Annotated in this window: 24 protein-coding genes and 1 pseudogene; 10 read left to right on the top strand and 15 right to left on the bottom strand. The window is 70.9% G+C overall.

Annotated features, from left to right (window positions below):
* Window positions 1-4: 4 nt before the first annotated feature.
* On the bottom strand, window positions 5-955 hold the full coding sequence (locus tag ACQP2X_RS09385) for an ROK family glucokinase (protein WP_498695788.1): 951 nt from the start codon (window positions 953-955) through the stop codon (window positions 5-7).
* A 659-nt stretch (window positions 956-1,614) separates the two neighbouring features.
* Between ACQP2X_RS09385 and ACQP2X_RS09380 the strand changes: the two genes are divergently transcribed.
* Window positions 1,615-2,241, top strand: a complete 627-nt coding sequence (locus ACQP2X_RS09380; RefSeq protein ID WP_498695787.1) for a hypothetical protein — start codon at window positions 1,615-1,617, stop codon at window positions 2,239-2,241.
* 364 nt (window positions 2,242-2,605) lie between these two features.
* Here the strand turns inward: ACQP2X_RS09380 and ACQP2X_RS09375 are convergent, their stop codons facing one another.
* Entirely contained in the window at window positions 2,606-3,058 is a 453-nt protein-coding gene (locus ACQP2X_RS09375; RefSeq protein WP_498695786.1) for an SRPBCC family protein, read from the bottom strand.
* A 158-nt stretch (window positions 3,059-3,216) separates the two neighbouring features.
* Between ACQP2X_RS09375 and ACQP2X_RS09370 the strand changes: the two genes are divergently transcribed.
* Both ACQP2X_RS09370 and ACQP2X_RS09365 read left to right on the top strand, forming a co-directional pair.
* Window positions 3,217-4,905 (top strand): sensor histidine kinase, encoded by a 1,689-nt coding sequence (locus ACQP2X_RS09370; protein WP_498695785.1) that lies wholly within the window; start codon window positions 3,217-3,219, stop codon window positions 4,903-4,905.
* Between the two features lie 7 nt (window positions 4,906-4,912).
* Window positions 4,913-5,581 (top strand): response regulator transcription factor, encoded by a 669-nt coding sequence (locus ACQP2X_RS09365; protein ID WP_020512124.1) that lies wholly within the window; start codon window positions 4,913-4,915, stop codon window positions 5,579-5,581.
* 39 nt (window positions 5,582-5,620) lie between these two features.
* Here the strand turns inward: ACQP2X_RS09365 and ACQP2X_RS09360 are convergent, their stop codons facing one another.
* Entirely contained in the window at window positions 5,621-6,025 is a 405-nt protein-coding gene (locus ACQP2X_RS09360; protein ID WP_498695782.1) for a DUF4395 domain-containing protein, read from the bottom strand.
* A gap of 64 nt (window positions 6,026-6,089) precedes the next feature.
* Window positions 6,090-6,599 (bottom strand): MarR family winged helix-turn-helix transcriptional regulator, encoded by a 510-nt coding sequence (locus ACQP2X_RS09355; protein ID WP_498695780.1) that lies wholly within the window; start codon window positions 6,597-6,599, stop codon window positions 6,090-6,092.
* Window positions 6,600-6,669: 70 nt separating this feature from the next.
* On the opposite strand from ACQP2X_RS09355, the gene ACQP2X_RS09350 reads away from it, so the two are divergent.
* Window positions 6,670-7,908, top strand: a complete 1,239-nt coding sequence (locus ACQP2X_RS09350) for an MFS transporter (RefSeq protein WP_498695778.1) — start codon at window positions 6,670-6,672, stop codon at window positions 7,906-7,908.
* 118 nt (window positions 7,909-8,026) lie between these two features.
* On the opposite strand, the gene ACQP2X_RS09345 is transcribed toward ACQP2X_RS09350, so the two are convergent.
* From ACQP2X_RS09345 to ACQP2X_RS09320, 6 genes are all read right to left on the bottom strand, one after another.
* Window positions 8,027-8,587: a TlpA family protein disulfide reductase gene (locus ACQP2X_RS09345; protein WP_498695776.1), complete on the bottom strand. Its 561-nt coding sequence runs from the start codon at window positions 8,585-8,587 to the stop codon at window positions 8,027-8,029.
* 36 nt (window positions 8,588-8,623) lie between these two features.
* Entirely contained in the window at window positions 8,624-10,561 is a 1,938-nt protein-coding gene (locus ACQP2X_RS09340; protein ID WP_498695775.1) for an ABC transporter ATP-binding protein, read from the bottom strand.
* Between the two features lie 183 nt (window positions 10,562-10,744).
* Window positions 10,745-11,881, bottom strand: a complete 1,137-nt coding sequence (locus ACQP2X_RS09335; RefSeq protein WP_498695773.1) for a glycosyltransferase family 4 protein — start codon at window positions 11,879-11,881, stop codon at window positions 10,745-10,747.
* The gene (locus ACQP2X_RS09330; protein ID WP_498695771.1) at window positions 11,881-13,131 is read right to left on the bottom strand and encodes a M48 family metallopeptidase; all 1,251 of its coding nucleotides are present in this window, start codon (window positions 13,129-13,131) and stop codon (window positions 11,881-11,883) included. The genes ACQP2X_RS09335 and ACQP2X_RS09330 overlap by 1 nt, the downstream gene beginning before the upstream one ends.
* A gap of 49 nt (window positions 13,132-13,180) precedes the next feature.
* A complete protein-coding gene (locus ACQP2X_RS09325; protein WP_498695769.1) occupies window positions 13,181-13,402 on the bottom strand; it encodes a hypothetical protein in 222 nt (73 codons plus the stop codon).
* Window positions 13,403-13,499: 97 nt separating this feature from the next.
* Complete coding sequence (locus ACQP2X_RS09320) at window positions 13,500-14,870, bottom strand: NYN domain-containing protein (protein WP_498695765.1); 1,371 nt, start codon at window positions 14,868-14,870, stop codon at window positions 13,500-13,502.
* A 105-nt stretch (window positions 14,871-14,975) separates the two neighbouring features.
* On the opposite strand from ACQP2X_RS09320, the gene ACQP2X_RS09315 reads away from it, so the two are divergent.
* The 4 genes and pseudogenes from ACQP2X_RS09315 (at window position 14,976) to ACQP2X_RS09300 (ending at window position 20,207) form a co-directional block, all read left to right on the top strand.
* The gene (locus ACQP2X_RS09315; RefSeq protein WP_498695763.1) at window positions 14,976-16,775 is read left to right on the top strand and encodes a DEDD exonuclease domain-containing protein; all 1,800 of its coding nucleotides are present in this window, start codon (window positions 14,976-14,978) and stop codon (window positions 16,773-16,775) included.
* 89 nt (window positions 16,776-16,864) lie between these two features.
* Entirely contained in the window at window positions 16,865-18,655 is a 1,791-nt protein-coding gene (locus tag ACQP2X_RS09310; RefSeq protein ID WP_498695761.1) for a RelA/SpoT family protein, read from the top strand.
* Window positions 18,656-18,675: 20 nt separating this feature from the next.
* Window positions 18,676-19,164: pseudogene (locus ACQP2X_RS09305) on the top strand (NUDIX hydrolase); the annotation flags it as partial.
* 200 nt (window positions 19,165-19,364) lie between these two features.
* Window positions 19,365-20,207, top strand: a complete 843-nt coding sequence (locus tag ACQP2X_RS09300) for a sugar phosphate nucleotidyltransferase (RefSeq protein ID WP_498695760.1) — start codon at window positions 19,365-19,367, stop codon at window positions 20,205-20,207.
* Between the two features lie 113 nt (window positions 20,208-20,320).
* Here ACQP2X_RS09300 and ACQP2X_RS09295 read toward each other — a convergent pair whose 3' ends face one another.
* The 5 genes from ACQP2X_RS09295 to ctaE form a co-directional block, all read right to left on the bottom strand.
* A complete protein-coding gene (locus ACQP2X_RS09295; RefSeq protein ID WP_498695758.1) occupies window positions 20,321-20,608 on the bottom strand; it encodes an Lrp/AsnC family transcriptional regulator in 288 nt (95 codons plus the stop codon).
* Window positions 20,609-20,705: 97 nt separating this feature from the next.
* Complete coding sequence (gene qcrB, locus ACQP2X_RS09290) at window positions 20,706-22,313, bottom strand: cytochrome bc1 complex cytochrome b subunit (protein ID WP_498695756.1); 1,608 nt, start codon at window positions 22,311-22,313, stop codon at window positions 20,706-20,708.
* The gene (gene qcrA, locus ACQP2X_RS09285) at window positions 22,310-23,413 is read right to left on the bottom strand and encodes a cytochrome bc1 complex Rieske iron-sulfur subunit (RefSeq protein ID WP_498695755.1); all 1,104 of its coding nucleotides are present in this window, start codon (window positions 23,411-23,413) and stop codon (window positions 22,310-22,312) included. The genes qcrB and qcrA overlap by 4 nt, the downstream gene beginning before the upstream one ends.
* Window positions 23,410-24,258, bottom strand: coding sequence for a cytochrome bc1 complex diheme cytochrome c subunit (gene qcrC, locus ACQP2X_RS09280; protein ID WP_498695752.1), 849 nt, complete (start codon window positions 24,256-24,258; stop codon window positions 23,410-23,412). The genes qcrA and qcrC overlap by 4 nt, the downstream gene beginning before the upstream one ends.
* A 49-nt stretch (window positions 24,259-24,307) precedes the next feature.
* Window positions 24,308-24,907, bottom strand: a complete 600-nt coding sequence (gene ctaE, locus ACQP2X_RS09275; protein ID WP_097320326.1) for an aa3-type cytochrome oxidase subunit III — start codon at window positions 24,905-24,907, stop codon at window positions 24,308-24,310.
* Between the two features lie 108 nt (window positions 24,908-25,015).
* On the opposite strand from ctaE, the gene ACQP2X_RS09270 reads away from it, so the two are divergent.
* Window positions 25,016-25,987: a cytochrome c oxidase assembly protein gene (locus ACQP2X_RS09270; RefSeq protein ID WP_498695749.1), complete on the top strand. Its 972-nt coding sequence runs from the start codon at window positions 25,016-25,018 to the stop codon at window positions 25,985-25,987.
* Window positions 25,988-26,033: 46 nt separating this feature from the next.
* Window positions 26,034-26,459: a hypothetical protein gene (locus ACQP2X_RS09265; protein WP_097319984.1), complete on the top strand. Its 426-nt coding sequence runs from the start codon at window positions 26,034-26,036 to the stop codon at window positions 26,457-26,459.
* Window positions 26,460-26,461: the final 2 nt, after the last annotated feature.

Genomic DNA, 26,461 nt, shown 5'->3' with positions numbered 1-26,461 from the left:
GAGGTCAGGGACGCCGGGCCAGGTCGGCGGCGCCGAGGATGCCGGCGGTGTTGCCGGTCTCGGCCGCGTGCAGCTCGGCGACCGGGAAGCGGCCGCGCTGTTTGAGCTGGTCGTGATAGGTGGTGAGGGTCGGCGTCATGAGCAGGTCACCGGCGTCGACCACGCCACCGCCGACCACGAGGATCTGCGGGTCGAAGCTCTGCGCGAGGTCGGCCATGGCGACGCCGAGCCAGTAGCCGATCTGGCCGAAGGCGTCGCGGGCGACGCCGTCGCCGGCCCGCGCGGCCTCGGTGATCTGCCGCCCGGTGATCGCGAGGGCGTCGCCGCCGGCCAGTTCGAGCAGCTGGGCGGCCCGTTCGGGCTCCTGCCGGGCACCGGCCCGGGCGAAGCGGACGAGGGCGTTGCCGCTGGCGTACTGCTCGAGGCAGCCGAGCCGGCCGCAACCGCAGGGGTGGCCGTCGGGCACGGACTGGATGTGGCCGAGCTCGGCCGCGATGCCGTTGGCGCCGCGCCACAGCTTGCCGTTGAGGACGATGCCGCCGCCGATGCCGGTCCCCACGGTGATCATCACCATGGAGTCGTCGGCGTGCCGGGCGACACCGAACCGGAACTCGGCCCAGGCGGCCACGTTGGCGTCGTTCTCGAGAACGGTGGGCAGGCCGACGGCCTTGCTCACGTAGTCGCGAAGAGGCTCGTCACGCCAGGCCAGGTTCGGCGCGAACAGCACTGTCGAGCCGGCCGCGTCGATCCAGGCGGCGGCGCCGATGCCGATGGCGGTGGCGTCCGGATAGGCGGCGGCCAGCTCGGCGGCGACCTCGACGATCGTGTCCCGGGTGCCGGCCGGGTCCTCGGCGGGCGTGTCCCGGCGGTTCGAAGCCAACACGGTCCCGTGCTCGTCGACCACCCCACCGGCAACCTTGGTGCCGCCGACGTCGACTCCGATGGTCAGCGTCACGCTGCCCGTCCCCTCTGTCCCATCACTCCGCGCCACCGTCGAGGGCGTCACGGGTCCCACTGTCCGAGGGCGCTTCCGCACCCGCCACATCATGATCCACCGTCGCACTCGGCGCCACGTCGGCAACACCCGCATCCGCGGTGGCCGCGGCCCACACATCAAACCTTCGAGGTGTACGGCTCCCCCGCCCCACCCCACGCGCAGTGTCGCCGGTCTCGTCGCGACCGCGCTCACCGCCCCCACCGTCTCCCACGCCCGCATCGCCCACGGCGCCGCCCGACCCAGCGCCCGCACCCGAGCCAGCGCCACCAGACCCGGCACCCGCACTCGTCCCAGAACTGCCAGACCCGACGCCCGCACTCGTCCCGGAACTGCCAGACCCGGCGCCCGCACTCGTCCCGGAACTGCCAGACCCGGCGCCCGCGCTCGTCCCGGAACTGCCAGACCCGGCGCCCGCGCTCGTCCCGGAACTGCCAGACCCGGCACCACCGGACTCCGCACCCGCGCTCGGCCCAGAACCATCAGACCCCGCGCTCGCGCCCTGGCTCGCGGCTTCCCGAGCGGCCTCAGCGTCGCGGCGGGCCCGCGCCTGCTCGGCCGCCTCGGCGACCCGGCGGGCAGCCTCGGCCGCCGCCTGCTGGGCCGCTTCCCGGCGAGCCTTGAGCTCGGCCGCGTGCTCGGCCGCCGCCGCAGCCGCGCTGGCCGTCGTGGCCGCCGACCAGGCATCCCCACTCGTCGCAGCCGCCGGCTGCGCGTTCGTGCCCGCAGGCTGCGTGTTCGTGCCCGCAGGCTGCGTATTCGTAGCCGTGCCGGCTGTCGTGGCCGCCGACCAGGCGTCGCCAGTCGTCGCAGCCGCCGGCTGTGTGTTCGTGGCCGAAGGCTGCGTGTTCGTGGCCGCGCCGGCTGTCGTGGCCGCCGACCAGGCGTCGCCAGTCGTCGCGGCCGCCGGCTGTGTGTTGGTGGCGGCGGCCCAGGCCTTGTCCGCCGTGTTCCGGGCGTTCGCCGAACGGGTGGCCGACGACCACGTCTGGTCGGCGTTGCCGGGGCGCGTCTCCTTCGGGGCCGGGCGCGCCGGCGGACGGCGCCTCTCCCCCGTCATCGCCGACACCGCGCGCATCAGATGGGCCACGCCGGTGGCGATGTCCCCCGCGCTGCTCGCGAGGCGCGCCGCCGTCACCGGGCTCGGGTCACGCGTCGCCGCGATCGCCTTGCACACCGGGCACACGCAGCACTCCGCGCTCCCGGTCGCCCAGCGCCCGCCGCCGTTCCGTTTCGTCCCGGTCTGACCGTTGGCAGCTCGCTCGTCACCGGCGAGGCCGCCCAGGTCACCGAGACGATCGCCCGCCACCCGAATCGCGGACGCCAGGCCACTACCCAGCCGTCCCCAATCGGGCCCGCCACCGAGACCGCCGGACGAGCCCCCGCCGAATCCGCCGGCCGAACCGCCACCCGAGGCACTGGTCGGGCCGCCGGATTCGCCGGCCGAGGCGCTGGGCGCGTCGCCCGGCGAGGGAGCCGGCGAGTGGCGTGGCGGGTCGGCGGGAGTGGATGCGCCGACTGCGTTGGACAGGGCGGCCAGGGCCGTGGCGATCAGGCGCTCGGCCTCCTCCCGGGCGGAACCGGACATGTGGCGCTCCTCGGGTGGTGCTCTCAGCTCGGCGGGAGGCTCTCGACGCGGCGCTTGAGCTGCTTCAGCGCCGTGTCCATGATCATCTTTTCGGCCTTGCGGCGGAACATGCCGAGCATGCCGATGGAGAGCTCCACCTCAAGTGTGTACGTCACCGTGGTGGTGCCGTCGCCACCGTCGGCAAGGTCATAGGAGCCGCGCTGGGATTTCTGCGTCTTCGAGGGCTGGACCAGGTGCCACTCGATGCGCGAGAGGTCGTCGGAGTACGCGTATTCCAGCGTGTAGTCGTCGGCCATCACCCCGGCGTCTATCACGAACCGGACCGTGGCCGCGTAGCCGTCCTCGTACTCCTCGAGGACCTCCACCGTCTTCATCGCCTCGGCCCACTCGGGGTAGCGCGGGAAGTCGCTGATCACCGCGGCCACGCGGTCGAGGGGCGCATGGACCTGGATCGACTGCGTCGAGGTGTCCGCCATGCACGGGAGGCTACCCGCTCGGTACGACATTCCCGGCGACGGGCCCGCGCCACGAACGGCGACCGGCCCGCGCCACGAACGGCGACGCGCCCGGGCCACGAACGGCGACGCGCCCGGGCCACGAGCCGCCCCGGGCCGGGGCGACTACCATCCGTCAGGTGCCGGTCCTAGCCAGCGTCTCCGCGCGCGTCCAACCGCTTGCGGTGGCCGCGCGCATCGTCATGCTCGCGCTGGTCGCGGCGCTCACCCTGATCGCCACCGGCGAGGTTCGCCAGCTCGGCTGGATAGCCCTGCTCGCGGTGGCCGCCCTCCCCGCCTTCCTCTCCCCCGATCATCGGCTCTTCGCGCCGCTCGGGCGGTTCGCCGAGGTCACGATCACCGGGCTGGCCGCCGGCTCGATCGCGGCCGCCGCCGACGCGCACGGCACTTTGGACGCCGGCTTCGGCGCCGAGGTCGTGTTGCCGTACCTCACGGTCCCGCTCTTGACCGCCGCCCTTCGCCGCCGCCCCACCGAGGGCGCCGCCCTGCTCGGTGTCGCCGCCGTCTCGCTCGTGGTCGGCGGCACCCTGATCGGTGAGGTCAGCCCGATCACCCAGCCGGGCTTCCTCGCGGCCGGTGGTCAGTGGCTCGTGCTCGGGGCGATCATCACGTTCGCGGCCGACACCATGCGCCAGCTGATGCAGCCGACAGAGCCGACCCCGCAGCCGTACGCCGAGGCCACCCGCCTGCTGACCCAGCTGCGCAGCGTGGCCCGTTCGCTTCCCGGCGCCACCCTCGACCCCGGTGGCATCTCCGAGCACCTGCTCGAGGAGCTCCGGCTGGTCACCCCGTCCGACCGGTCGGCCGTGCTGTCGGCCAGCGGCGGCGGACGGCTCGTCGTGCTGGCGCAGACCGGCGCCGAGCGGGTCGACTGGGAGACGACGCTCGACGCCGACTCGGCCATCGCCGACGCGTGGGCCACCCAGCAGCCGATGACCGCCAACCGGTCACAGGCCCGCTCCGGTCGTAAAGGCGACACCTCCTCGCTGGTCGTGCCTCTGGTGGCCGGAGTGCGGACGATCGGGCTCGTCATCCTCGAGACGGATGTCGCGAACGCGTACCCCTCAAGCGTCGTCAGTGAAGTCACCTGGGTGACCGACCCCGCCGCCCTACGGCTGGAAGCCGCCCTTCTCTTCGACGACGTGCGGTCGCTGGCCACCAATGAGGAGCGTCAGCGGCTCGCCCGCGAGATCCACGACGGGGTCGCGCAGGAGCTCGTCATGGTCGGCTACGGCATCGACAACGCGCAGGCCACACTGCCCGAGGGGGCCGACGAGACGGCCGAGGAGCTGCGCTCGCTGCGCAGCGAGGTGACGCGGGTGATCACCGAGCTGCGGCTGAGCCTGTTCGAGCTGCGTTCCGAGGTGGACCGCAACGGCGGCCTGGCCGCCGCGATCGCCGAGTACGCCCGGACGCTGGGCACGTCGGCCGGTCTGCGGGTGCACTTCACCTTCGACGAATCGACGGCCCGGCTGCCCGCCGCGACCGAGGCCGAACTGCTGCGTATCGCCCAGGAGGCGATCACCAACGCGCGCAAGCACGCCGGAGCCTCTAATCTGTGGGTTACCTGCACCGTCGACCCCCCGTACGCCGAGATCGAGGTCTCCGACGACGGACGGGGTTTCGCGGACGACCGCCCGGACGGTCGTTATGGTCTGACCATCATGGCCGAGCGGGCGGAACGGATCCGGGGCCGACTCAAGATCACGCCGCGACACCCCAGCGGGACAACCGTTGCCGTAGTGCTCGGTTCTCCGGCCAGGCGCGATAGCGTGCGGGATAGCGTTTCCGCTCCAGAAGGGGAGTAACCCGAGCATGTCGACCAGTCCGGCGCCGACGACGCGCACCAAGGTCCTCCTTGTTGACGATCATGACTTGATTCGTAAGGGGCTGCGACACGCATTCGAGCGCGACCGTCAGTTCGAGGTCGTGGGTGAGGCGGCCACGGCCGCCGAGGCGGTCCGCCAGGCCGGTGCTCTGCAGCCGGACGTCGTGATCATGGACCTCCGCCTGCCCGACGGCAGCGGTCTCGAGGCCACCAAGGCCCTCCGCAAGAACAACGCCAACATGGGCATCGTCGTCCTCACCATGTACGCGGGTGACGACCAGCTCTTCGGCGCTCTCGAGGCGGGCGCCAGCGCGTTCGTCCCCAAGACGGCGCCGGCCGACGAGGTCGTGGCGGCCGCCCGGCACGCCGCCTCGGCGCCGAGCGCGTTCACCGCGGCCGACCTGGCCGAGGCCATGAAGCGCCGCCTGGCCCCGTCCGGCCCGCAGCTGTCCCCGCGTGAGGGCCAGGTGCTGCGCCTGCTGGCCGACGGCATGAGCGTGGCCGGCATCGCCAAGCAGCTGTTCGTCTCCGAGTCGACCGCCAAGACCCACATCTCGAAGCTGTACGAGAAGCTGGGCGCGGCCAACCGGGCGCAGGCGCTGATGACGGCGCTGCGGCTGGGCCTGCTCGAGGCTCCGGACGCCCCGAAGTTCTGATCCCCGGTTTGTATGGAGCCCGGTTCCCCCGCCGGGCTTTTATGCTCTGACGCGCCGCATCGCCAGGTACATCTCGCAGCCCAGGCACAGGCCGAAGGCTGCGTTGAGGAAGGCCGCGAGCAGGCCGAAGGCCGTGAAGACGACGCCCAGCGCGGTCACCCCTGTGAGGTAGCCGACACTCGCGACAGCCAAAAAGCTAAATCCGACTAACTGGGCAAATCGCACGGGCGCGATCGGCTCCCGCTCCCTAGGCGGGCCGATCCGGGGCAACACCAAGGCGCGATAGACGTACGACCAAGGGCCGCGCCGCGGGTCGGCGGCGGTGACCGCGAAGATCACCGTCTGGACGAGCGCCAGCCATCCCCACCCGGTCGCCAGCACGACGACGAGAACGACGCTGGTCAGTGCGGCCGCGAACCGCTGGCCGCGGGGATCGAGCTCCATGACCCGAAGCTTGGCACCCTTTTCCCGTCCAGCCGTAGGTGAATAGCATCACCCACTTTTCCGATCAACTTTCGAGGTCGAGCAGAACCTTCCGGAGAAGGCCGTTGAGCTGGATCAATTCCTCGTGCGAGAGCGCGCCCAGCAGCTTCCGGTCGCGCTCCATGCCCTCGAAGATGTACTTGCTCCAGGCCGCCCGCCCGGCCGCCGTGGGCCTGATGATCACCCGCCGCCGGTCCGTGTCGTCGTGCTGCCGGGTGACCAGCTCGGCCGCCACGAGCCGGTCGAGCCGGCTGGTCATCGCGGCCCGGGTGACGGCCGACGCCTCGGCCAGCTGAGCCGGGGTGGCCTCGACCGGCCACGGCTGGATCATCAGCACGTGCAGGGTCTTGTAGTCCTCGAAGGTGAGCTCCTTGGACTCCGCGAAGGCCGCCGAGTCGGCCCGCCGGGCCTCGCGCTGGATGTAGTTCATCCGCACCAGCGCGCCCTCGATCTCAGGAGCGAACGCCGGCTCGTCCTTCCAGAAGGCCGCCCACCGAGCCACGTGCTGATCCACGCTGTCCCGCTCCGCCGTCATGCCGCCCACTCTATCCTCCATCTTACTTTTCAATTGCTAATAGTTCGACGGTGAACTACCGTCCCGTTCCATGCGACGGATCTCCGACTTTCGGCTGCTGGTCAGCGGCCTGACCCTGTCCTGGATCGGAAACGGGTTCCAGACCGTGGCGCTCGCCGTCGCGGTGGTCAAAGCCGGCGGCGGGCCCGGCGACCTCGGCCTGGTGATGGCGGCGTCGATCGTGGCCCGGCTGGTCTGCACGCTGTTCGGCGGGGTGTGGGCCGACCGCCTCCAGCCGCAGCGCGTCATGGTCGCCTCCGACCTGATCCGGATGGTCGCCGCGGGTGCGATGGCCGTCATGTTCTTCAGCGGCGGATATCACCTGTGGCTGCTCTGCGCGCTGGCCGCGATCTCGACCGGGGCGGCCAGCTTCTTCGACCCGGCCTTCGGTGCGCTGCGGCCCTTGCTGGTCCCGGTCGAGAAGCGCCAGTCGGCCAACGCCACGATCAGCATGCTCCAGACCGGCAGCCAGGTGGCCGGCCCCGCCCTCGGCGGCGTCACGGTGGCCGCGTTCGGCGCCTCGGCCGGCTTCACGGTCAACGCGCTCAGCTTCCTGGCCTCGACCATCGCCGCCCTGCTGCTGCGGGTCCGGGCCGAGCGGGGCCCCCGCGCCTCGATGATCAGCGAGCTGGGCGACGGCTGGCGCGAGATCCGCAAGCGTGACTGGCTGATGTTCGGCCTGTTCGGCGCGACCGTCTACCACATCGCCAACGGCGTCATCCTGGTCCTAGTGCAGGTGGTCGCCATCGAACGCCTGGGCGGCCCGTCAGCGGCCGGCTTCATCGCGGCCGCCGAGGGCCTGGGCGGCGTCATCGGCGCGGCCATCGCGTTGCGCTTCAAGCCGCGCCGCCTGCTCCGGGCGGGCTGGCTGACGCTGCTGCTCATGCCGCTGTGGGCCTTGGCGTACGTCTGGCCGGCCGAACTGACAGCGGTGATCGCGGGCGCGATCGTGGGCTACGCGGGCCTGATCTTCTTCGACGTCGCCTGGGAGACGGCCATCCAGGACCAGGTGCCGCAGCGCATGCTGGGCCGCGTCTCGTCCTGGGACTACTTGACGTCGTTCATCGCCATGCCGATCGGCAACGTGCTGGCCGGCCCGCTCTCGGCCAAGTACGGCACGTCGCCCGTCCTGACCGTGTGCGCGGCCGTGCTCTTCCTGTCGGCCGCAACCCAGTTCCTGGTGCCGGGCACGCGCCGCTTGACCCGCCCGCGCGTCGATCCCACTCCGGTCGTGCGTTCCCCGGAGCTGGCCGAGACCACGGGATCCTGAGAACGTGAGTTGTCCACAGGCCGTCGGGTTGTCCACAGGGCGCCAAGCGCGATCTTGCGTTTCGCGTCAGACTGGAGCAGGACGGGGGCCCCCTTGGGAGGGCGGGCGCTGGCGGGGGTCAGAGCACGGCACCCAGAGCGGCGATCAACTGCGGCTTTCCCGGTACGCCTGTAGCCCGCTTGGTGATCCGGCCCTCGGCGTCGAGCACCAGAAGGGTCGGGGTGCGCCAGATGCCCAGCGCCCGCACGGCCTCCAGATGGCTCTCCGCGTCCACCTCGACGTGCCGTACCCCCGGGACCATCGCCGCGACCTCCGAGCTGACCCGTCGCACGGCCCGGCAGGGGGCGCAGAACGCCGACGAGAACTGCAACAGCGTCGCCTGGGCCGCCTCGACGCCGAGCTCGCGCAGCAGCTCCGGGTCGAGCCGGGCGCCGTCCGCGCTCGGGCCGGCGCTGGTCTCCTCGATCACGCCTGGCTCCTTCGCATCCGGCACCACGCGCCGTTCCGGCGCGCCGCTCACTCCTCCAGTCTCCGCGAGCGCGAGCCGGCCACCAACTTCCGGGCGAAGACCGGCCGGGGCGACGTCGCGGAAGCGGCCCTCGGTGCGGCGCCGCCACAGACCGACCACGACGCCGATCAGCAGCACCGCGCCCACGACCACCACGCCTATCGGATCCATAGGACTAGCGTGCCATGGCCGCGGGAGAAAAAGCGATCAGGCCATTTGGTACGCGCTGGCCTGCAACGTGAACATCTGGGCGTAGATGCCGTCGGCCGCCATCAGCTCCTCGTGATCCCCCTGCTCGACGATCGTGCCGTGGTCGAGGACGTAGATGCGGTCAGCCTCGCGCACGCTCGCCATCCGGTGGGTGATCAGGACGACCGTGCGGCCCTCGGCCAGCTCCCGCAACCGCTGGTAGACGTCGTGCTCGGCCCGGGCGTCGAGGTTGGCCGTGGGCTCGTCGCAGATCAGCAGGGGCGCGTCGCGGAAGAAGGCCCGGCTCACCGCCAGCCGCTGCCACTGGCCGCCCGACAGGTCGGCGCCGTCGATGAAATGGCGGGACAGCAACGTCTCGTACTGCCGGGAGAGCTCCATCACGAAGTCGTGAGCGTTGCCGGCGCCGGCGGCCGCCCGCACCTCCGGCATCGAGACGGCCCGGTCGTGGCGGCCGATCGTGATGTTGGCCCGGGCCGACAGCGGCCACCGGGTCGGCTCCTGCATGACCACGGCCACCTGTTCCCGCACCGAGTCCGGGTCGAGGCGCTCGGCGTCGACGCCGTCCCAGAGGATCCGGCCCTGCTGCGGCCGGTGCAGCCCGGCCAGCAGCGTCGCCAGCGTCGACTTGCCCGAGCCGTTCTCGCCGACCAGGGCGATCACCTCACCGCGGCGCAGCGTGAGGCTGACATCCCGTACGGCTGGATGGTCGGCGTCCGGATAGCGAAAGGTGACCGCCTGCAGCGAGATCTCCTGGAAGGAGGGCGGCGCCACGCCGCCCGGGGCGGGCTCGGCCCGCGAGCGCGACAGTTCGCAGAAGCCCTGGAAGTCGGCGAAGTAAAGGCCCTGATCGAAGACCCGGTTGGCCGAGAAGGCGATCTCGCTGAGCTTGCCGATGCCCATATTGATGGCGTACGCCGCCGCGCCGCCGGCCGCCAGTTCCATGCGCCCGGTCCAGAGCAGCCAGAGCAGGACGACGTACGCGAACGCGGTGGCCAGCCCGCTGAGGATCGTGCCGAGCAGGGTGGCCCGCACCTGGAGCACGGACACCCGGATCTCCTCCTTGGTGGAGATCGCCAGCAGCCGCCGCACCTCGCCCAGCAGGAACGTGCGCAGCGTGAAGGCCCGCAGCTCCGGCGCCGGTTCCCGCGCCGCGAGCAGTTCGGCCAGCATCCGCTGCCGGCGCCACACGGCGATCAGCCGCAGCATGCGCCGGTGCCCGAGCCGCGCCGACCGTACGGCCGCCCACCCGATCGGCACGACGGCCAGCACCAGCAGCGGCAGCAGAATCGGGTGCAGCACGGCGAGCACACCGGCCGCCGCGATCAGCCCGGTCAGGTTGGTGACCAGGTCGATGGCCCGGTTGACCAGCTGTTCGGCGGCCGGGATGCCCCGGTCGCGGGCCCGTTCCATGGCGTCGCGCCACTCGGCGTTGTCGAATGTGGACAGCTCGACCCGGGTGGTCAGCGTCAGCAGCCGCATCTCGGCCGCCTGGTAGACCTTCGGCGCCAGCCGCCCGTTGGCCGCGGCCGCCGCCGAGGTCAGGGCGCCACGAACGGCGGCGGCGCCGACCACGAGGAGCAGCGAGGGCACGGCGGCACGCACGCGATCCGGCGTCGGTACGTCCTGAAGAAGCCCGTCGAACACCCCGACGACGCTGATCATCCCGACCGCGCTGGCCACGCCGGCCGCGATCTGAAGGACGAGAAGAGCCGCGGTGGTACGCCTGTCGGCCCGCCAGGCGAGCAGCCAAGCGTCCCGCAGCAGGCGCGGCAGCCGTTTGAGCATCTGCCAGAAGGAGGTGTTGGCCGCCTCTTCGGTGCTGGTCAGCCAGTACGGCAGGGAGAGCTCACCATCCTCGAACTCACCCTGCACCTCGGCGTCGGCGGTGCCCTTGGTCGCGTTGTCGTTTTCCTGGCCGGAGTCGGCGTCCCGCATCGAAGCTCCATCTCGGACGTCCCTCAGCGCAGGCTCCGCGTCCGCGACCGGGCACGCGCAACGCACGGACGGCACGCCGCGACGCACCGGAAGCCCTCCGCTTTTCCTACGCCGCCACCCCGATCCGCGTCTGTACGATCACGGACAGTGATCCGTTCACTCACGCTCCTGAGGACGGGAGCCTCAGTTGGGGCGGGGCGCGTCGAGGAGGTGGGTCAGGCGGGCGGCCTGCGACTCCCAGCGCCACTCCTGCTCGACCCACGCGCGGCCGGCCTGGCCCATCTTCCGGGCCAGGGCCTCGTCGGTCAGTAGGTCGGTCAGGCGGGCGGCCAGGGCCGGGACGTCCCGGCCGCCGACCACGTAGCCCGTCTCGCCCTCGCGGACCGCGTCGGGGGCGCCGCCCGAGTCGCCGCCCACCACCGGGAGGCCGGTGGCCGAGGCTTCCAGATAGACGATGCCCAGGCCCTCCACGTCGAGGCCGGCGGCCCGGGTGCGGCACGGCATCGCGTAGACGTCGCCGGCCGCGTAGTGGGCCGGCAGCTCCGCCCACGGCACCGAGCCGGTGAAGACGACGTGCTCGGTCACGTCGAGGTCGCGGGCCAGGCGTTCCAGCTTCGGGCGGTACGGACCTCCGCTGACGAGCAGCAGCGCCGCGTCGGGGACCCGGCGGCGGATCGCCGGGAGCGCCTTGATCAGCATGTCCTGCCCCTTGCGCGGGACGAGGCGGGAGACGCAGACGATCACGGGACGGCCGGTCAGGCCGTGGCGGGCGCGGACCTCGCCGCCGTCGACCCCGGGGTGGAACGTGTCCACGTCGACGCCGGGCGCCAGCCGCTCCAGCTCGGTCAGGCCGTGCAGGGCCTTGTCGAGGCGGGAGCGCTGATATTCGCCCAGGTAAGTGATCACGTCGTTGCCCCGGGCGATGCGGCGCAGCAACTGCCGGGCGCCGGGCAGGGCGGCCCACCCGATCTCGTGGCCGTGGGTGATCGCCACCGCCCGCTCGATGCCGGCATGGCGGCGCAGGCCGTCGGCGAGCAGGCCCAAGGGGGCCGCGGCGCCGAACCAGACGCGGTCGCAGTCGTGGGCGCGGGCGATCTCGGCCGCGCGCTTGGCGACGGCCGGGGTCGGCAGCAGGACGCCGGTCTTCTCGCGGATCACCTCGAACGGCTGCTCGGCGTCGAATTTCTCGGCGCCCCGCCAGGTCGACGCGTAGACGACCAGGGAGCCGGCCGGGCGGCGGACGGCCAGGTTGTGGATGAACTGCTGGATGCCGCCGGGGCGGGGCGGGAAGTCGTTAGTGATCAGCAGGGTGCGGGACATCAGCGCTCACCCCGGGCGTACGCGCGGGCCGCGGCCATGCGCTCCACGGTGGACGGATGCGAGGCGAACAAGGTGTGCTCCCAGGCGGGCGGGTCGGGGTCGGACAGGTTGACCGTGCCGAGGCGGCGCTGCATGGCCTCGAAGGTGGCCGCGTCGGCGGTCAGGTCGAGCGCGTGGGTGTCGGCCCGGGCCTCGACCCGGCGGCTGACGAACGCCTGGGCCGGCCCGGAAACCAGGCCGGCCAGCGTGACCATCGCGAGCAGCAGGGCGATGGCGCGCGGCTCGCCGATCGCGTCGACGCCGGCCCGGTCGAGCAGCCACTGCCAGGAGCCGAGCAGGTAGAGCGCGATCACCGCCACGGCCGCGCCCAGCGCGCCCAGGATCGTGCCGGTCAGCACGTCGCCGTCCTTGGCGTGACCGAGCTCGTGCGCCGTCACCGAGACGACCTCGTCCGGCGTGGCCTCGGTCAGCATCGTGTCGTAGACGACGATGCGCCGGGTCGGGCCGATGCCGGAGACGTACGCGTTCACGGCCTTCGTCCGCCGCGACGCGTCGGCCACCAGCACGTCTTTCACCGGCACGCCGTCGCGCTCGGCCAACTGCATCAGAGACGTCCGCAACGGGCCGTCGGCCATCGGAGTGAACTTGTTGAACACCGGCTCGACCAGCACGGGCAGCACGAACGACAGCAGCACGACCAGGCCGGCCGCGCCCACCGCGCCGATCGCCCACCACCATCGCGGCGCGAAGTGGGTGACCGTGAAGAACCCGGCCAGGGCCAGCCCGCCGATCACCGCGCCGACCGCCCACGACTTCAGCAGGTCGGCCGTCCACGCGCCCCTGGTCTGGGTCGAGATGCCGTACTCGACCAGAATTGACCGCCGCCAGGCGGCGAACGGCAGCGTGACGATCTCGGCCACCAGCACCACCGCGAAGCCGCCGAGCACGGCCTGGGCCAGCCAGTGCCCGCCGAACGGCCGCCCGGCCTGGGTCACGATCCACGCGCCGAGCGGCGTGAGCCCGAGCACCAGCGCGACGATCAGGCCGATCGCCATCGAGCCGTACGACCCGGGGCGCAGCGCGGCGTGAAAAGCGCGGGCCCGCGAGACCTGCTCGGCGGGGAAGTCGCGCAACGCCAGAAGTTGATCGGCGCGAGGCGCGGGCGACCGGTGCCACGGGATCGTCAGGGCGGCGGTGACGGCCAGCCCGGCGAGCAGCACCAGAAGGGCGAGGAAAGCCCAGAGCCGCATCGCGAGACCCCCTGACGAAAAGAAAAGCCCATCCTAGAGAGACGAACGATCACGCCACGTTACGGCCTCGCGGATAGAGCGGCACCACCACCGGCGGGTCGGGCGTCTCGATCAGCTCGACCTCGAAGCCGGCGAGCTCGAACACCTCGATGGCGCGCAGCTCGCCGGGTGTCAGGTCCTCGATGCCGTCGGGGGTGTTGGCCAGCGCCGAGACCAGACAGCCGGAGCACTCGCCGGGGGCCCGGTCGCAGCGACCGCAGTCGATGATCATCACTCCTCCTCCCCTGCGGTGGCCGGGGGGAATGACTGACCACCAACAGTGACCATCACGGTACGAGGGGGGTATGACAAAAACGGGAAAGTGCAGGTCAGGACCGCGAAAGACGCCGTAGCAGAGAGTCCGCGCCCATCGGGTACGCCCCGTGGCGGCGCACGCCGTCGGCCACCTCGCGGTCGGACGAGATGACCACTATCGGCCGCCCCGACGGCTCGGCCCGCACCAGCTGGCGGATCAGCTCGTCGGCCGTGTCGCCCTTGCGGGAGAACAGCACCCGGACCCCGCGCGGCGCCGGCGGCAGCCCGTGCACCCGCTCAGCCCCGTCGAAGACGACAGTCACCTCGTCGCCGGTCTGGGCCGCGATGCCGCCGAGACCGGTGATCAGGCGTTTGCGCTGCTGCTCGAGCGACATCTCGGCGAAGCCGCGCTTGGTCACGTTGTAGCCGTCGACGATCAGGTGGGCCCGGGGCAGGGCGAGCAGCTGGTCGAGCCGGCCCGGGTCGTCGGTGTCCTGGGCGCGGGCCCGCGAGCGCTCGGGCCCGCCGGGCAGCTCGGCCGCGGTGTCGGCCACGAAGTCGGCCGGCAGCTTGTCGGCCGGGTTGAGGGCCAGCTCACGGCGCAGGCCGGACGCGGCCTGCCCGATGGTCTCGAGCAGCAGCCACAGCCGGGCGTCGTCGACCGCCCGGGCGTCCTTGGCGCTCTGCTTGCCGGTGGCCGCGGCCGCCTCGGCCTCGGCCAGGCGGGTCTTGAGGCGGCGCACCTCGGCGTCGTGGTCGGCCGCCGTGCGGGCGATGCGGCCCTTCTCGGTGGCCAACAGGTCGGTGGCGCGCTTGGTGGCGGCCTGGGCCTCACGCAGGGCCTTGGCCGTCGAACGGGCCTCCTCGCGCAGCTGGCCCATCTCCTCGCGGACCCGGGCCAGCTCGTCGCGGAGCTTGTCGGCCTCGACCTTGGCCACCGTGCGGTCGTGCTCGGCGCGGACGGCCCGCTGCTCGGCCTCGCGCACCTGGATGGCGATGGCGGCGCTGTCGGCCTCGGCGACCACCGCGTGGCCGGCCTCCTCGATCAGCTCGCGCCAGCTCTCGGGACGGGCCAGGTAGGCCAGGGCGGCCACCTCGACCGGGTCGGCGGCGGCCGGGGCCATGCCGCTCGCGACGGCGGCGCCCAGGTCACCGGCGTCGGCCACCACCCGGGTGCTGATCCGCTGGCGGAACAGCGGATCGGCGGCGAGCTGGGCGGCGATCTCGCGGCCGCCGAGCCGGGCCCGGCGGTTGGGGGCGAACCGGGCCACCTTGCGCATCGGCACGGGGATCTCGTCGCCCGGCAGCGAGGGCAGCGCGGCCGCGGCCAGCGTCATGATCCGCTGCCGGACCGGCTCGGGCAGAGTCGGCTCCGGGGCGAAGTCCGCATCCTGAACGACCGCCTCCGTGTCGGGGCGGTCGTTCGAGGGCAGTGGTGCGGACATCTACCTATTCTCACACCGCGGGCTGCGGAAAAGCTTGTCGAAGCAAGTGATCTTTTATAAGGCCCCGGACGGAACATGTCGTACCCCTTCTTTAAAGTCCCCGGCGTGGCACAACCGGCATACGTCCAGGGCACTCTGGACACGCTTCTCAGCGCCGACGGCTCGGTCGAGCCGGCGACGCTCTCGCTCGCCGACACGACCTTCGTCGTGCTCGACCTCGAGACGACCGGCGGCGCGGCCGACGGCGCCGGCATCACCGAGATCGGCGCGGTCAAGGTGCGCGGCGGCGCCGAGCTGGGCGAGTTCCAGACCCTGGTCAACCCGGGTGAGCGGCTTCCGCCCTTCATCACCGTGCTGACCGGCATCACCGAGGCCATGCTGGCGCCGGCCCCGCCGATCGAGTCGGTGTTGCCCAGCCTGCTCGAGTTCCTGCGCGGCGCCGTCCTGGTGGCGCACAACGCGCCCTATGACGTGGGGTTCCTGAAAGCCGCCTGTGCCCGCCACGGCTACGCCTGGCCCAACCCGCGGGTGCTCGACACCGCCGCGATCGCCCGCCGGGCGCTGACCCGCGACGAGGTGCCCAACCGCAAGCTCGGCACGCTGGCCCAGTTCTTCCGGTCGGCGGTCCAGCCCAGCCACCGCGCCCTCGACGACGCCCGGGCCACGGTCGACGTGCTGCACGGGCTGATCGAGCGGATGGGCAGCTTCCGGGTCCACACGCTGGGCGACGCGATCGACTTCGCCCGCGCGGTCACCCCGACCCAGCGCCGCCAGCGCCATCTCGCCGACGGCCTGCCCCACGTGCCGGGGGTCTACGTCTTCCGGGCCGCCGACGACCGCCCGCTCTATGTGGGCACGTCAAAAGACATTGCGACCCGTGTACGCAGCTACTTCACCGCCAGCGAGAAACGCGCCCGGATGTCCGAGATGATCGGCGCCGCGACCCGGATCGAAGCGGTGGAGTGCGCTCATTCCCTGGAGGCCGAGGTCAGAGAGCTTCGGTTGATCGCGGCGCACTCACCGCCGTACAACCGCCGGTCTAAATATCCCGATCGCGTCGTCTGGCTCAAATTGACCGATGAGCCCTATCCCCGGCTGTCGGTGGTCCGGTCGCTGGCCGACGACAACGCGGCCTATCTCGGCCCGTTCTCGTCGCGGCGCACGGCCGAGCTGGCCGCGGCCGGCGTCTACGACGCGGTGCCGCTGCGCCAGTGCACCCACAAGCTCTCGCTGCGCACGCCGATCGCCGCCTGCGCCCTGGCCGAGCTGGGCAAATGCCCGGCGCCGTGCGAACACAAGATCACCCCGGAGGAGTACGCGGCGAGGGCCGCCCTGCCCTTTCGGACGGCCACCTACGGTGACCCCGAGCCGGTGATCCGTGCCCTGGTCGACCGCATGGAGGCGCTCTCCGAGCGGCGGCGCTACGAGGAGGCGGCCACCCTCCGATCGCGCCTGATCGCGCTACTGAGAGCGACCGTCCGCATGCAGCGGCTGTCCGGTGTGACCAGGATCGCCGAGATGGTCGCGGCCCGGCGCAACGACGTCGGCGGCTGGGAGATCGTCGTGGTGCGGCACGGCCGGCTCGCCGCCGCGGCCACCTCACCGCCGTACGAACATCCTCGCCCGACGCTCGACGCGGCCCGGATGACGGCCGAGACGGTCCTACCCGGACCGGGGCCGGTGCCCGCCGCGTCGGCCGAGGAGACCGAGCGGATCCTCGCCTGGCTCGAACGGCCCGACACCCGACTGGTGGAAACTTCCGGCGACTGGGTGTCACCGGTTCGTGGCGCCGCGCGCTTCACCGACCTGCTCAACCGGGCAGAAGCGGCAGCTTCGGGCAAAGACTCGTCCGTTCGCTCATCTGTAACTGACCGTTCGGATGACGCTCGCTCGCTTAGGCTGTAAGGCAAGTGAAATCCTGAGTCTGGTTCGCGGGGCTTCACGGTGATTTGGCTTGCGGGTCGCGCAAGCACTGCGGGTGAGGGGGTGTCCAGGTGGACGTCGACGCCGGCCACGGCGCCGCCCTTGGACGTGCCCTCCCGAAGCCTGCCTCCGAGTTGACGATCGGTCGTCGCCTGCGGTCCTTCCTGAGCTTTCAGGGCAACGACGACGACCCGGTGACCGTCCTCACGCGCACGCACCGCTCGATCCATCCCTCGGCCGACGCCGGCGTGCTGCGGCGCAGCTACGCGATCGCGGAGAACATGCATCGCGGTCAGATGCGCAAGTCCGGCGATCCGTACATCACGCATCCGCTCGCCGTCGCCCAGATCTGCGCCGACCTCGGCATGGACACGACCACGCTGGTCGCCGCGCTGCTGCACGACACGGTCGAGGACACGAGCTACACCCTCGAAGCGCTGCACGGCGACTTCGGCCCCGAGGTGGCCCATCTGGTCGACGGTGTGACCAAGTTCGACAAGGCGTTCTACGGCAAGGCGGCCGAGGCCGAGACGATCCGCAAGATGATCGTGGCGGCCGGCAAGGACGTCCGCGTCCTGGTCATCAAACTGGCCGACCGGCTGCACAACATGCGCACGCTCGACGCGCGCTCCCCGGCCAGCCGCGCCCGCATCGCGACGGCCACCCTCGACGTGCTCGTGCCTCTCTGTGACCGTCTCGGCATCCAGGCCCTCAAGCGCGACCTCGACGACGTGGTGCTCTACCACCTGGAGCCCGACTCCTACGCGCGGATCGACGAGCACGTGCGCAACCGCCCGGGCTGGGACGAATACCTGGCCGAGGTGAGCGCCAAGGCGCGGACGGCGTTGCGCCGCTCCCGGGTGTCGGCCGAGGTCACACCCCGGCCGAGGCACTACTACTCGATCTGGAAGGACACCGTCGCCGGCGGCCACAAGGTCCCGTTCGACCTGCCCCGCATCGCGGTCATCGTGGACGGGCCCGAGACGGACTGTTACGCGGCGCTCGGCGCCATCCACGGACAGTGGCGCCCGGTCGCCGGCCGGTTCAAAGACTTCATCGCGTCACCGAAAAACAACCTGTACCGCTCGCTCCACACCACCGTGACCGGCCCGGACGGCCGCCTGGTCGAGGTGCTGATCCGCACCGAGACCATGCACGACTATTCGGAGTACGGCGTAGCGACCACCTATCGCTACCCCAAGTACGCCCAGGACGCCGAGGCCTCCGGCGCCGACCAGCTGACCTGGCTCAAACGGGTCCTCGACTGGCAGCAGGACACCACCGACGCCGCCCAGTTCCTCGCCTCGCTCCGGTGCGATCTCGCCGAGGCCCAGATCACCGTCTTCGCCCACGGGCACGCGTTCGAGCTGCCGAGCGGCTCCACCCCGGTCGACCTGGCCTACGAGCTCGGCCCGCAAAAGGGCGACCAGTGCCTGGCGGCGACGATCAACGGCCGGCTGGCCCCGTTGAGCTCCCAGCTCCGGGACGGCGACGTGGTCGAGATCTTCTCCGAGACCGACGGACAGGTCGAACTCGAACCGAACGCTCCCCGCGGCCCGCGCAAGGAATGGCTCGGCTTCGTCAAGTCGAGCCAGGCCCAGATGCAGATCAACCGCTACTTCGACGAGAAGAACGAGCCCGGCATCAGCATCGCCGACAAGGTGCGGCTGGGCCGGGCCACGATCGGCCTGACCCTGCGCAAACACGACAGGGGCCTGGCCAGCGAGGTGCCGCTGCGCCGCCTGGCCGAGGAGTTGGGATATCCCGACCTCGAGACCATGCTGGTCGCGGTCTGCGAGCGCAACCTCGAACCGGACGCGGTCGTCGAGCAGCTCATCGCCCTCGTCGACCATCCGGACTAGCGCCCAGTAGCCTTGCGCGTGTGAGTTTCCCTCGGGTCGTTCGGGCGTACGCGTATCAGGCTTTCTACCGGTTGCCGAGCGCCGCCCGCCGCCGCATCGCCGGGCTGGTCGCCCCGAGATATCTCGTCGGCGCGGTCGCGGTGATCCGCGACAGTGAGTCGAGCGGCCCCGACCGCATCCTGCTGCTGCGCCAGCCGCCCAACCGGGGCTGGAGCCTGCCGGCCGGCCTGCTGAAGAAGCACGAGCGGGCCGACGTGGGCGCGGCCCGCGAGCTGTTCGAGGAGACCGGCGTCCGCATCGCCCCGGCCGACCTGACCCCCGGCAACCCGAACGCGATCATCCACCCGGTCGGCGTGGTCGACACGGTCTTCTTCGGCGCGGTCCCCGCCTCCACGACCTCCCTCAAGGTCGACGGCGGCGAGATCCTCGAGGCGGCGTGGTTCCCGGTCGACGACCTCCCCCGGGTGACGGTCAACACCGCCCACCTGCTGAGCCACTACGGCATCGGCGGGCAGCAGACAGCGGCCCTCGCCGCGCGAAAGGTCAAGGCGGAAGCCGCCGTCACCCAGAAGTCCGAAGCGGAAGCAGCCGCCGCGCAGGGCGCCGAGCCGGAGAACGCCGCCGTGCGGAAGGCCGAGGCGGCAGATGCCGGCGCTGAGAAGGCCGGAGGCGGGGACGCGGCCGGCGAAGCGGCTGGGGCCGAGGGCAAGTGACCGAGGTCTGCGGTGTCGTGCTGGCCGCGGGCGAAGGGCAGCGGCTGCGGCCGCTGACCGAGATCCTGCCCAAGGCTCTCTGTCCGGTCGGCAATGTCGCGCTGCTCGATCGGGCGCTGGGGCGGCTGGCCGCGCTCGGGCTGGCCGGGGTGGAGACCACGGCGGTGAACGCGGCCTATCTCGGCGATCAGGTCGTGGCGCACGTCGGCGATCGGGCTCATCTGTCGGTGGAGCCGGACGGGCCGGTCGGCACCTCGGGCGGGGTGGGGCGGCTCAAAGGCTGGATCGACGGGCGGGGTGCGCTGGTCGGCAACGCCGACGCGTACCTCTCCGACCCCGGTCGTGAGCCGGGTAAGGACATCGCGGCCCTGCTCGACGGCTGGTCGGGCGAGACCGTCCGGATGCTGACCAAGACCAATCCGCCCGGCGCGACCGGCGGGTTCAGTGGGCGCCGGTTCGCCGGATTCTCGCTGCTGCCGTGGCGCTACGTGCGCGGGCTCTCGACCGAGATGAGCAACCTCGTTCGTACGGTGTGGCGGCCGGCCGAGGCCGAGGACGCGCTTGAGCTGATCAACTACGAGGGTTCCTACATCGACACCGGGACGCCCGGCGACTACCTCACGGCCAATCTGCACGCCGCAAAGGCCCGGGCCCTCATCGACCCCTCGGCCACGATCACCGGAAGCGTCACCGACGCCGTGGTGGGCGCCGGCGCCACCGTCCACGGTGAGATCACCCGCTGCGTGGTGTGGCCCGGCGCCGTGGTCACGGCGGACGAGAAGCTGGTCGACGTCATCCGCGCCCCCGGCCCGGTGACGGTGAGAGTCCCCGGCCCGTAGCGGCACAGGCCCCCGGCGCAGCGCGCCGCGGAAAAAGGCGCGGGGCGCCCGCCCGGCACGCAAGAAGGCGCGAGGTGCCGCCCGACGCGCAAGAAAGCGCGGGTGGCGGGGCCTCAGTCGGCGTCGGGGAGGCCGATGGCGAAAGCGTCCTCGAGGTCGTGCTTGGAGTAGGCGCGGAAGGCGATGTGCGACTCCGTGTTGATCACGCCGGGGGTCTTGGAGATCTTGCCGGCGATGACCTCGGCGATGTCGTCGAAGCGGGGCACCCGCACGATGGCGATGAGGTCGACGTTGCCGGCCACCGAGTACACCTCGCTGACGCCGTCCAGAGCCGCGAGCGCCTCGGCGACCTCGGGAATCGAGTCGGTGGCGCAGTCGATGTGCACGATCGCGGTGTTCACCAGCGGGCTCCTCGCCTCTGAGGGAGTGGACCGATCAATCTTAGATAGAGAAAGGGGCCCGCCGAAGCGGGCCCCTTTCCTGTGACAGCGTGCCGAATCAGCGGCCGGAGGTGATCTCCTCGCGGTCGTCGCCGGAGACCGGCGGCATGCCCGGGGAGACCGGGGCCTCGGCCGGCTTCTCGACCGGGTAGAAGAAGCCCTTGATCGCCGGCGCCAGGGCGCCGACCCGGTTCATCTTCTTCGGGACGACCCAGCCGCCGTACTCCAGAGGCTCGGGGTGTCCGTGGTCGTCCACCGGGCCGAGCGGCTGGTGGACCTCGATGAACTGGCCGTTCGGCAGGCGGCGGATGATGCCCGTCTCCACGCCGTGCGCCAGCACCTCGCGGTCGTGCTGCTGGAGGCCCAGGCAGATGCGGACGGCCAGCCAGTACATCAGCGGCGGCCCGACGATCAGGCCGAGACGTCCGGCCCAGGTCATCGCGTTGAGGCTGATGTGGAACTTGTCGGCGATCACGTCGTTGGCGCCGGAGATCGTGGCGACCAGGAAGAACGTGAACGCCATGGCGCCGATGCCGACCCGCTCCGGGTTGTCGCGGGGACGCTCGAGCAGGTTGTGGATCCGCTTGTCGCCGGACTTGCGCGCCTCGAGCCACGGCCAGAGCATCGGCAGCGTGAAGATCACGCCGAGGCCCACGCCGGCCGGCCAGAACAGCGGCGGGATGCTGTAGTCGCCGATGTAGATCTGCCAGTTCGGCATGAGACGGACCAGGCCGTCCATGAACATGACGTACCAGTCGGGCTGCGAGGCCGAGGAGACCTCGGACGCGCGGTACGGGCCGAACAGCCAGATCGGGTTGATCTGGAAGAGGCCGGCCAGCAGCGCGATCGTGCCGAAGCAGGCCATGAAGAAGCCGCCCTGCTTGAGCGCGTAGCGCGGGAACATGCGCTCGCCGACCACGTTGGTGTTGGTCCGCATCGGGCCGGGCCACTGGGTGTGCTTCTGCTTGAACACCAGGGCCAGGTGGATGCTGATCAGCGCCAGCAGACCGCCCGGGATGAGCAGCACGTGGGCGATGTAGAACCGGCCGATGATCAGGTGGCCCGGGAACTCGCCGCCGAAGACGGCGGCGGAGAGCCAGGTACCGATGATCGGGAAGGACAGCATGATCGCCGAGGCGATGCGGAGACCGGTGCCCGACAGGCCGTCGTCCGGCAGCGAGTAACCGGTGAAGCCGGCGAAGAAGCCGAGGAGGAACAGGATGATGCCGATCACCCAGTTGATCTCACGCGGCTTGCGGTAGGCGCCGGTGAAGAAGATGCGCGCCATGTGCACGACGATCGACGCCATGAACAGCAGCGCCGCCCAGTGGTGCATCTGCCGCATGAACAGACCACCGCGGACCTCGAACGACAGCCGCAGCGACGACTCGTAGGCGGCCGACATCTCGGTGCCGCGCAGGGCCGAGTACGGGCCGTCGTATGCGACCTCCTTCATCGACGGGTCGAAGAAGAGGGTCAGGAAGACGCCGGTCAGCAGCAGGACGATGAACGAGAAGAGCGCGATCTCGCCCAGCAGGAACGACCAGTGGTCGGGGAACACCTTGTTGAGCAGGGCTCGTAGCGGGGTCGCCGCCTGGAACCGCTCGTCGGTGCCTCGCGCGACGGCCACCGGGGCCTGCGCGAGGTCTACTTTGCGCCGCTTCACGGCCGCTCCCAGAAGTCAGGTCCGACAGTGTCCTTGAAGTCGGACTTTGCCACGAAGTAGCCCTCGTCGTCCACGCCCAGCGGCAACATCGGCAGACGGCGGCTGGCCGGGCCGAAGACCGGCTGCGCGTTGCGCGTGATGAGGAACTGCGACTGGTGGCACGGGCAGAGCAGGCGGTTGGTCTGCTGCTCGTAGAGGCTCGCCGGGCAACCGGCGTGCGTGCAGATCTTCGAGTACGCCACGTAGTCGCCGTACATCGAGCCGGCGTTGCGCCGGTCGCCCTCGGCGTTGCGCCGGGTCTCCTCGGCGTCGTCGGGGCGCAGGTGGATCAGCAGGGTGGGCGAGTCGGCGTACTCGTTAGTCGCTCCGTGCGGAATGCCGGGGAAGACCGTCGCCTGGCCGCCGGCGCTGATGTCCTCGGGCCGGATCGGGGTGCCGTCCTCGCGGGCCAGCCGGACCGGCTGGCCGTTGTTGTGCACCGGGTTGAAGCCGGTCGAGAACAGCGGCGGGGGCGAGCCCTTGTGCGGGTTCTCGATGAGGCCACCGATCAGCGGGGCCGCGGCCACGATGCCCAGCGGCGCGGCGGCGAGGCCGATCGCACCCTTGAGCAGCGGACGGCGCTGCACGCCGCCGGCCAGCTCGTCACCGACGAACAGCGCGGTCTGGCCGGTGATCAGCTGCTCGTCGCTGGGCGACGCGCCGTCGTGCCGCTTCTGGATCGAGACCTCGTGCGGCAGCAGCTTCTTGGCCCAGGCCAGGATCGCGAAGCCGAGGGCGAACAGCGAGACGCCGAGGCTGATGCCCAGGATCGGCGTGTAGAAGTCGCTCATGGTCTCGCCGAGCTCGAACCGCCACGGCCACCAGATGTAGGCGACCAGGAAGACGAGCGCGGCCAGGCCGGAGACGATGAACAGCAGCGCGATGTTGCGGACGACCCGCTTCTCGGCCTTGGAGTCGCGGCCCGTGAACTGCGACTCGTAGGTGATGATCTCGATCTCGTCGCGGCGCAGACCCTCTTTGACGATGTCGAAACGCGACAGCTTGGGGTCGTGGACATCGACCGGCTGGGCCGGCTCGGTGTCGTGGTGCACAGTCGTCATGACTTCCCCGCAATCCACAGCGCCGTGAAGACCAGCAGCGTGATGCCGACCAGGAAGACGGCCACGCCCTCCGTCGACGGGCCGTAACGGCCGAGGTTGAACAGGCCACCCGGGTCACGGTCGTCCTGGAGCTGCATCGTGATGTAGGTGATGATCTCGCGCTTCTCGTCCGGCGTGAGCTGGTTGTCGCCGAACACCGGCATGTTCTGCGGGCCGGTCAGCATGGCCGCGTAGATCTGCTCGGGCGTGGCGTCGTGCAGCGCCGGGGCGAACTTGCCGGACGACAGGGCGCCACCGCCACCGCCGAAGCCGTGGCACGAGGTGCAGTTGACCCGGAAGAGCTCGCCGCCGCGGGCCAGCGCCTCGGGGTTGGACTCGAGGTTCTCGGTCAGCTCACCCTGGGGAAGCTGGGGGCCTCCACCCAGCTCCTGGATGTACTGCGCGAGCTGCTTGGTCTGCGTCTCGTCGAACTGCGGCTTCTTCTGCTCAGCCTGAGCCTCCTGCCGGACCATCGGCATGCGGCCGGTGCCCACCTGGAACTCGACGGACGCGGCGCCGACGCCGATCAGGCTCGGTCCCTTGTCGTCGACACCCTGGGCGTCGCGGCCGTGGCAGCTGATGCAGCTGTTGTCGAACAGCTGCTTGCCCTCGAGCGCGGCGGCGGAGAGTTGCCGGTTGTCCTCGGCGAAGGCGCCCGGGGCGAAAGCGGTGTAGATGCCGCCGGCGAGCGCGAGGGCGGCGAGCATGCGCACCGCCGCGCCGAACCGCCGGCGCGCCCGGCTCGGCGCCTTGCGCCCCCGGGAGAACACCCTGAGACGCCGCTTGGCGGGGGTGTCTGAAGTCATGGGCTGAGTCCCTCTGGGTTTTGACCTGAAGCTCATGGACGGATGCGGGCTACTGAAGCCAATAGATCATGGCGAACAGCGCGATCCACACGATGTCCACGAAGTGCCAGTAGTACGACACGACGATCGCCGAGGTGGCCTGCGCCGGGGTGAACCTACCCATGGTCGTACGGATCATGTAGACGATGAACGCGATCAGACCGCCGGTCACGTGCAGACCGTGGAAGCCGGTGGTCAGATAGAACATCGAGCCGTAGCCGTCGCCGTTGAGCTTGATGCCCTCGTGGACGAGGTTGCGGTACTCGTTCGCCTGCCCGAGCACGAAGATCAGGCCCATCACGAAGGTGATGGTGAACCAGCGACGGAGCGCGAACACATCGCCCTTCTCCGCGGCGAACACGCCGAGCTGGCAGGTGACCGAGGAGAGAACCAGGATCACCGTGAACGTCGTCGCGTACGGGATCTCGAGGTGCTGCGTGTGCTCTTCCCACAACTCGGGCGCTGCCGCACGGATCGAGAAGTACATGGCGAACAACGCCGCGAAGAACATGAGTTCGCTGGAGAGCCACACGATCGTGCCGACGCTCACCATGTTCGGTCGCGTCAGCGAGTGGATCCTGCTCTTGTCGATGGCTGAGGCCGCTGTCACGAGGCTCATTATTGCCCCGCGATCAGTCCAAGGTGATGCGGGGGGTCGAATCCGTCATGAGATTCCAGCCCGGAAGAAGTGGTCCCGACCGGATGGGCCTAGCCTCGAATGGTGCACCTAGCCGAAACGCCCACACTCGCCGCGTCCAGCGGGGATACTGTTCTTCCGCCGTTCACCCCGGCCGCGATCTTCACCGAGATCCACATCGGGAGCCTGGTCGCGCTGTTCCTCGTGGTGGCGGCGGCGCTGTACGGCTACGGCGTCTACCGGTTACGGCTGCGCGGCGACCACTGGCCGGCGGGCCGCACGGTGGCCTTCGTCGCAGGTGGACTGGGGTCCATCGCGGCCGTCACGGTGACCGGCATCGAGAAGTACGACACGGCGCTGCTCTCGGTGCACATGATCCAGCACATGACGCTGTCCATGGTCGGGCCGATCTTCCTGGCCCTGGGCGCTCCGGTGACGCTGGCCCTGCGGGTGCTGCCCACGAGCCCGCGCAAGACGCTGCTGGCCGTCGTGCACAGCCGGGTGGCCCGGGTGCTGACGTTCCCGCTGGTCGCGTTTGGCATCTTCGTGGCCAACCCGTTCATCCTGTACTTCACCGACCTCTACCGGCAGACGCTGCTGCACCCGTGGCTGCACGAGTTCATCCACATCCACTTCATCGTCACCGGCTGCCTGTTCTTCTGGCCGCTGCTGGGCCTCGACCCGCTGCCCAACCGCTGGCCCTATCCGGGCCGCGCGCTGCTGATGGTGCTGTCGGTGCCGTTCCACACCGTCCTCGGCCTGACGATCATGCAGGCCAGCACGCTGCTGGCCGGTGACTACTACCCGAGCCTGGGCCTGAGCTGGACCGATCCGAAGGCCGACCAGGTCACGGCGGGCGGCATCCTCTGGGCCGGCGGCGAGATCGTCAGCGTCACGATGCTGGGCATCCTGGTCCTGCAGTGGATCCGCCAGTCCGAACGTGAGGCCCGCCGCATCGACCGGGCCCTCGACCGGGCCGAGGCGGAGGAATTAAAAGCCGCCAAGATCACAAATGTGGAAAGCGCCGGGCGACCGGGGTCGTCCACCGAGTAAGGGGTTCCGTTACGATCGGGCGACCCTACGACGAAGGCAGTCGAAGATGAGCGACGAGTACACGGTATTGCTCTACAGCGACGATCCCGCGGTGCGCGACCGGATCCGGCTCGCCATCGGCGAGCGTCCGGCGGCCGACCTCAAGGTCGAGTTCGCGGACGCCGCCACCTGGGAAGACTGCCGCAACCTGCTCGACAAGTACGAGATCGACCTGATGGTGCTCGACGGCGAGGCCGCGCCCGCCGGCGGCCTGGGCATCGCCCGGCAGACCAAGGACGAGTACGCGACGCCCCCGCCGGTCTGCGTCGTCATCGCCCGCGCGGCCGACCGCTGGCTCGCGGCGTACTCCCAGGTCGACCAGACTCTCGTCGCCCCGCTCGACCCGGTGACCACCGGTCAGACCGTGGCCGCGATGCTCCGGGCCCGCCGCGACGGCGCGATCCCGCTGGGCACGCTCGGCAAGCTCGCCTGAGA

Origin of the sequence: Actinoplanes sp. CA-131856 (assembly GCF_050956135.1) — a bacterium.
GTDB lineage: Bacteria > Actinomycetota > Actinomycetes > Mycobacteriales > Micromonosporaceae > Actinoplanes.
The sequence above is the reverse complement of the archived record's forward strand: the minus strand, read 5'-3'. Positions and strand labels throughout refer to the sequence as shown.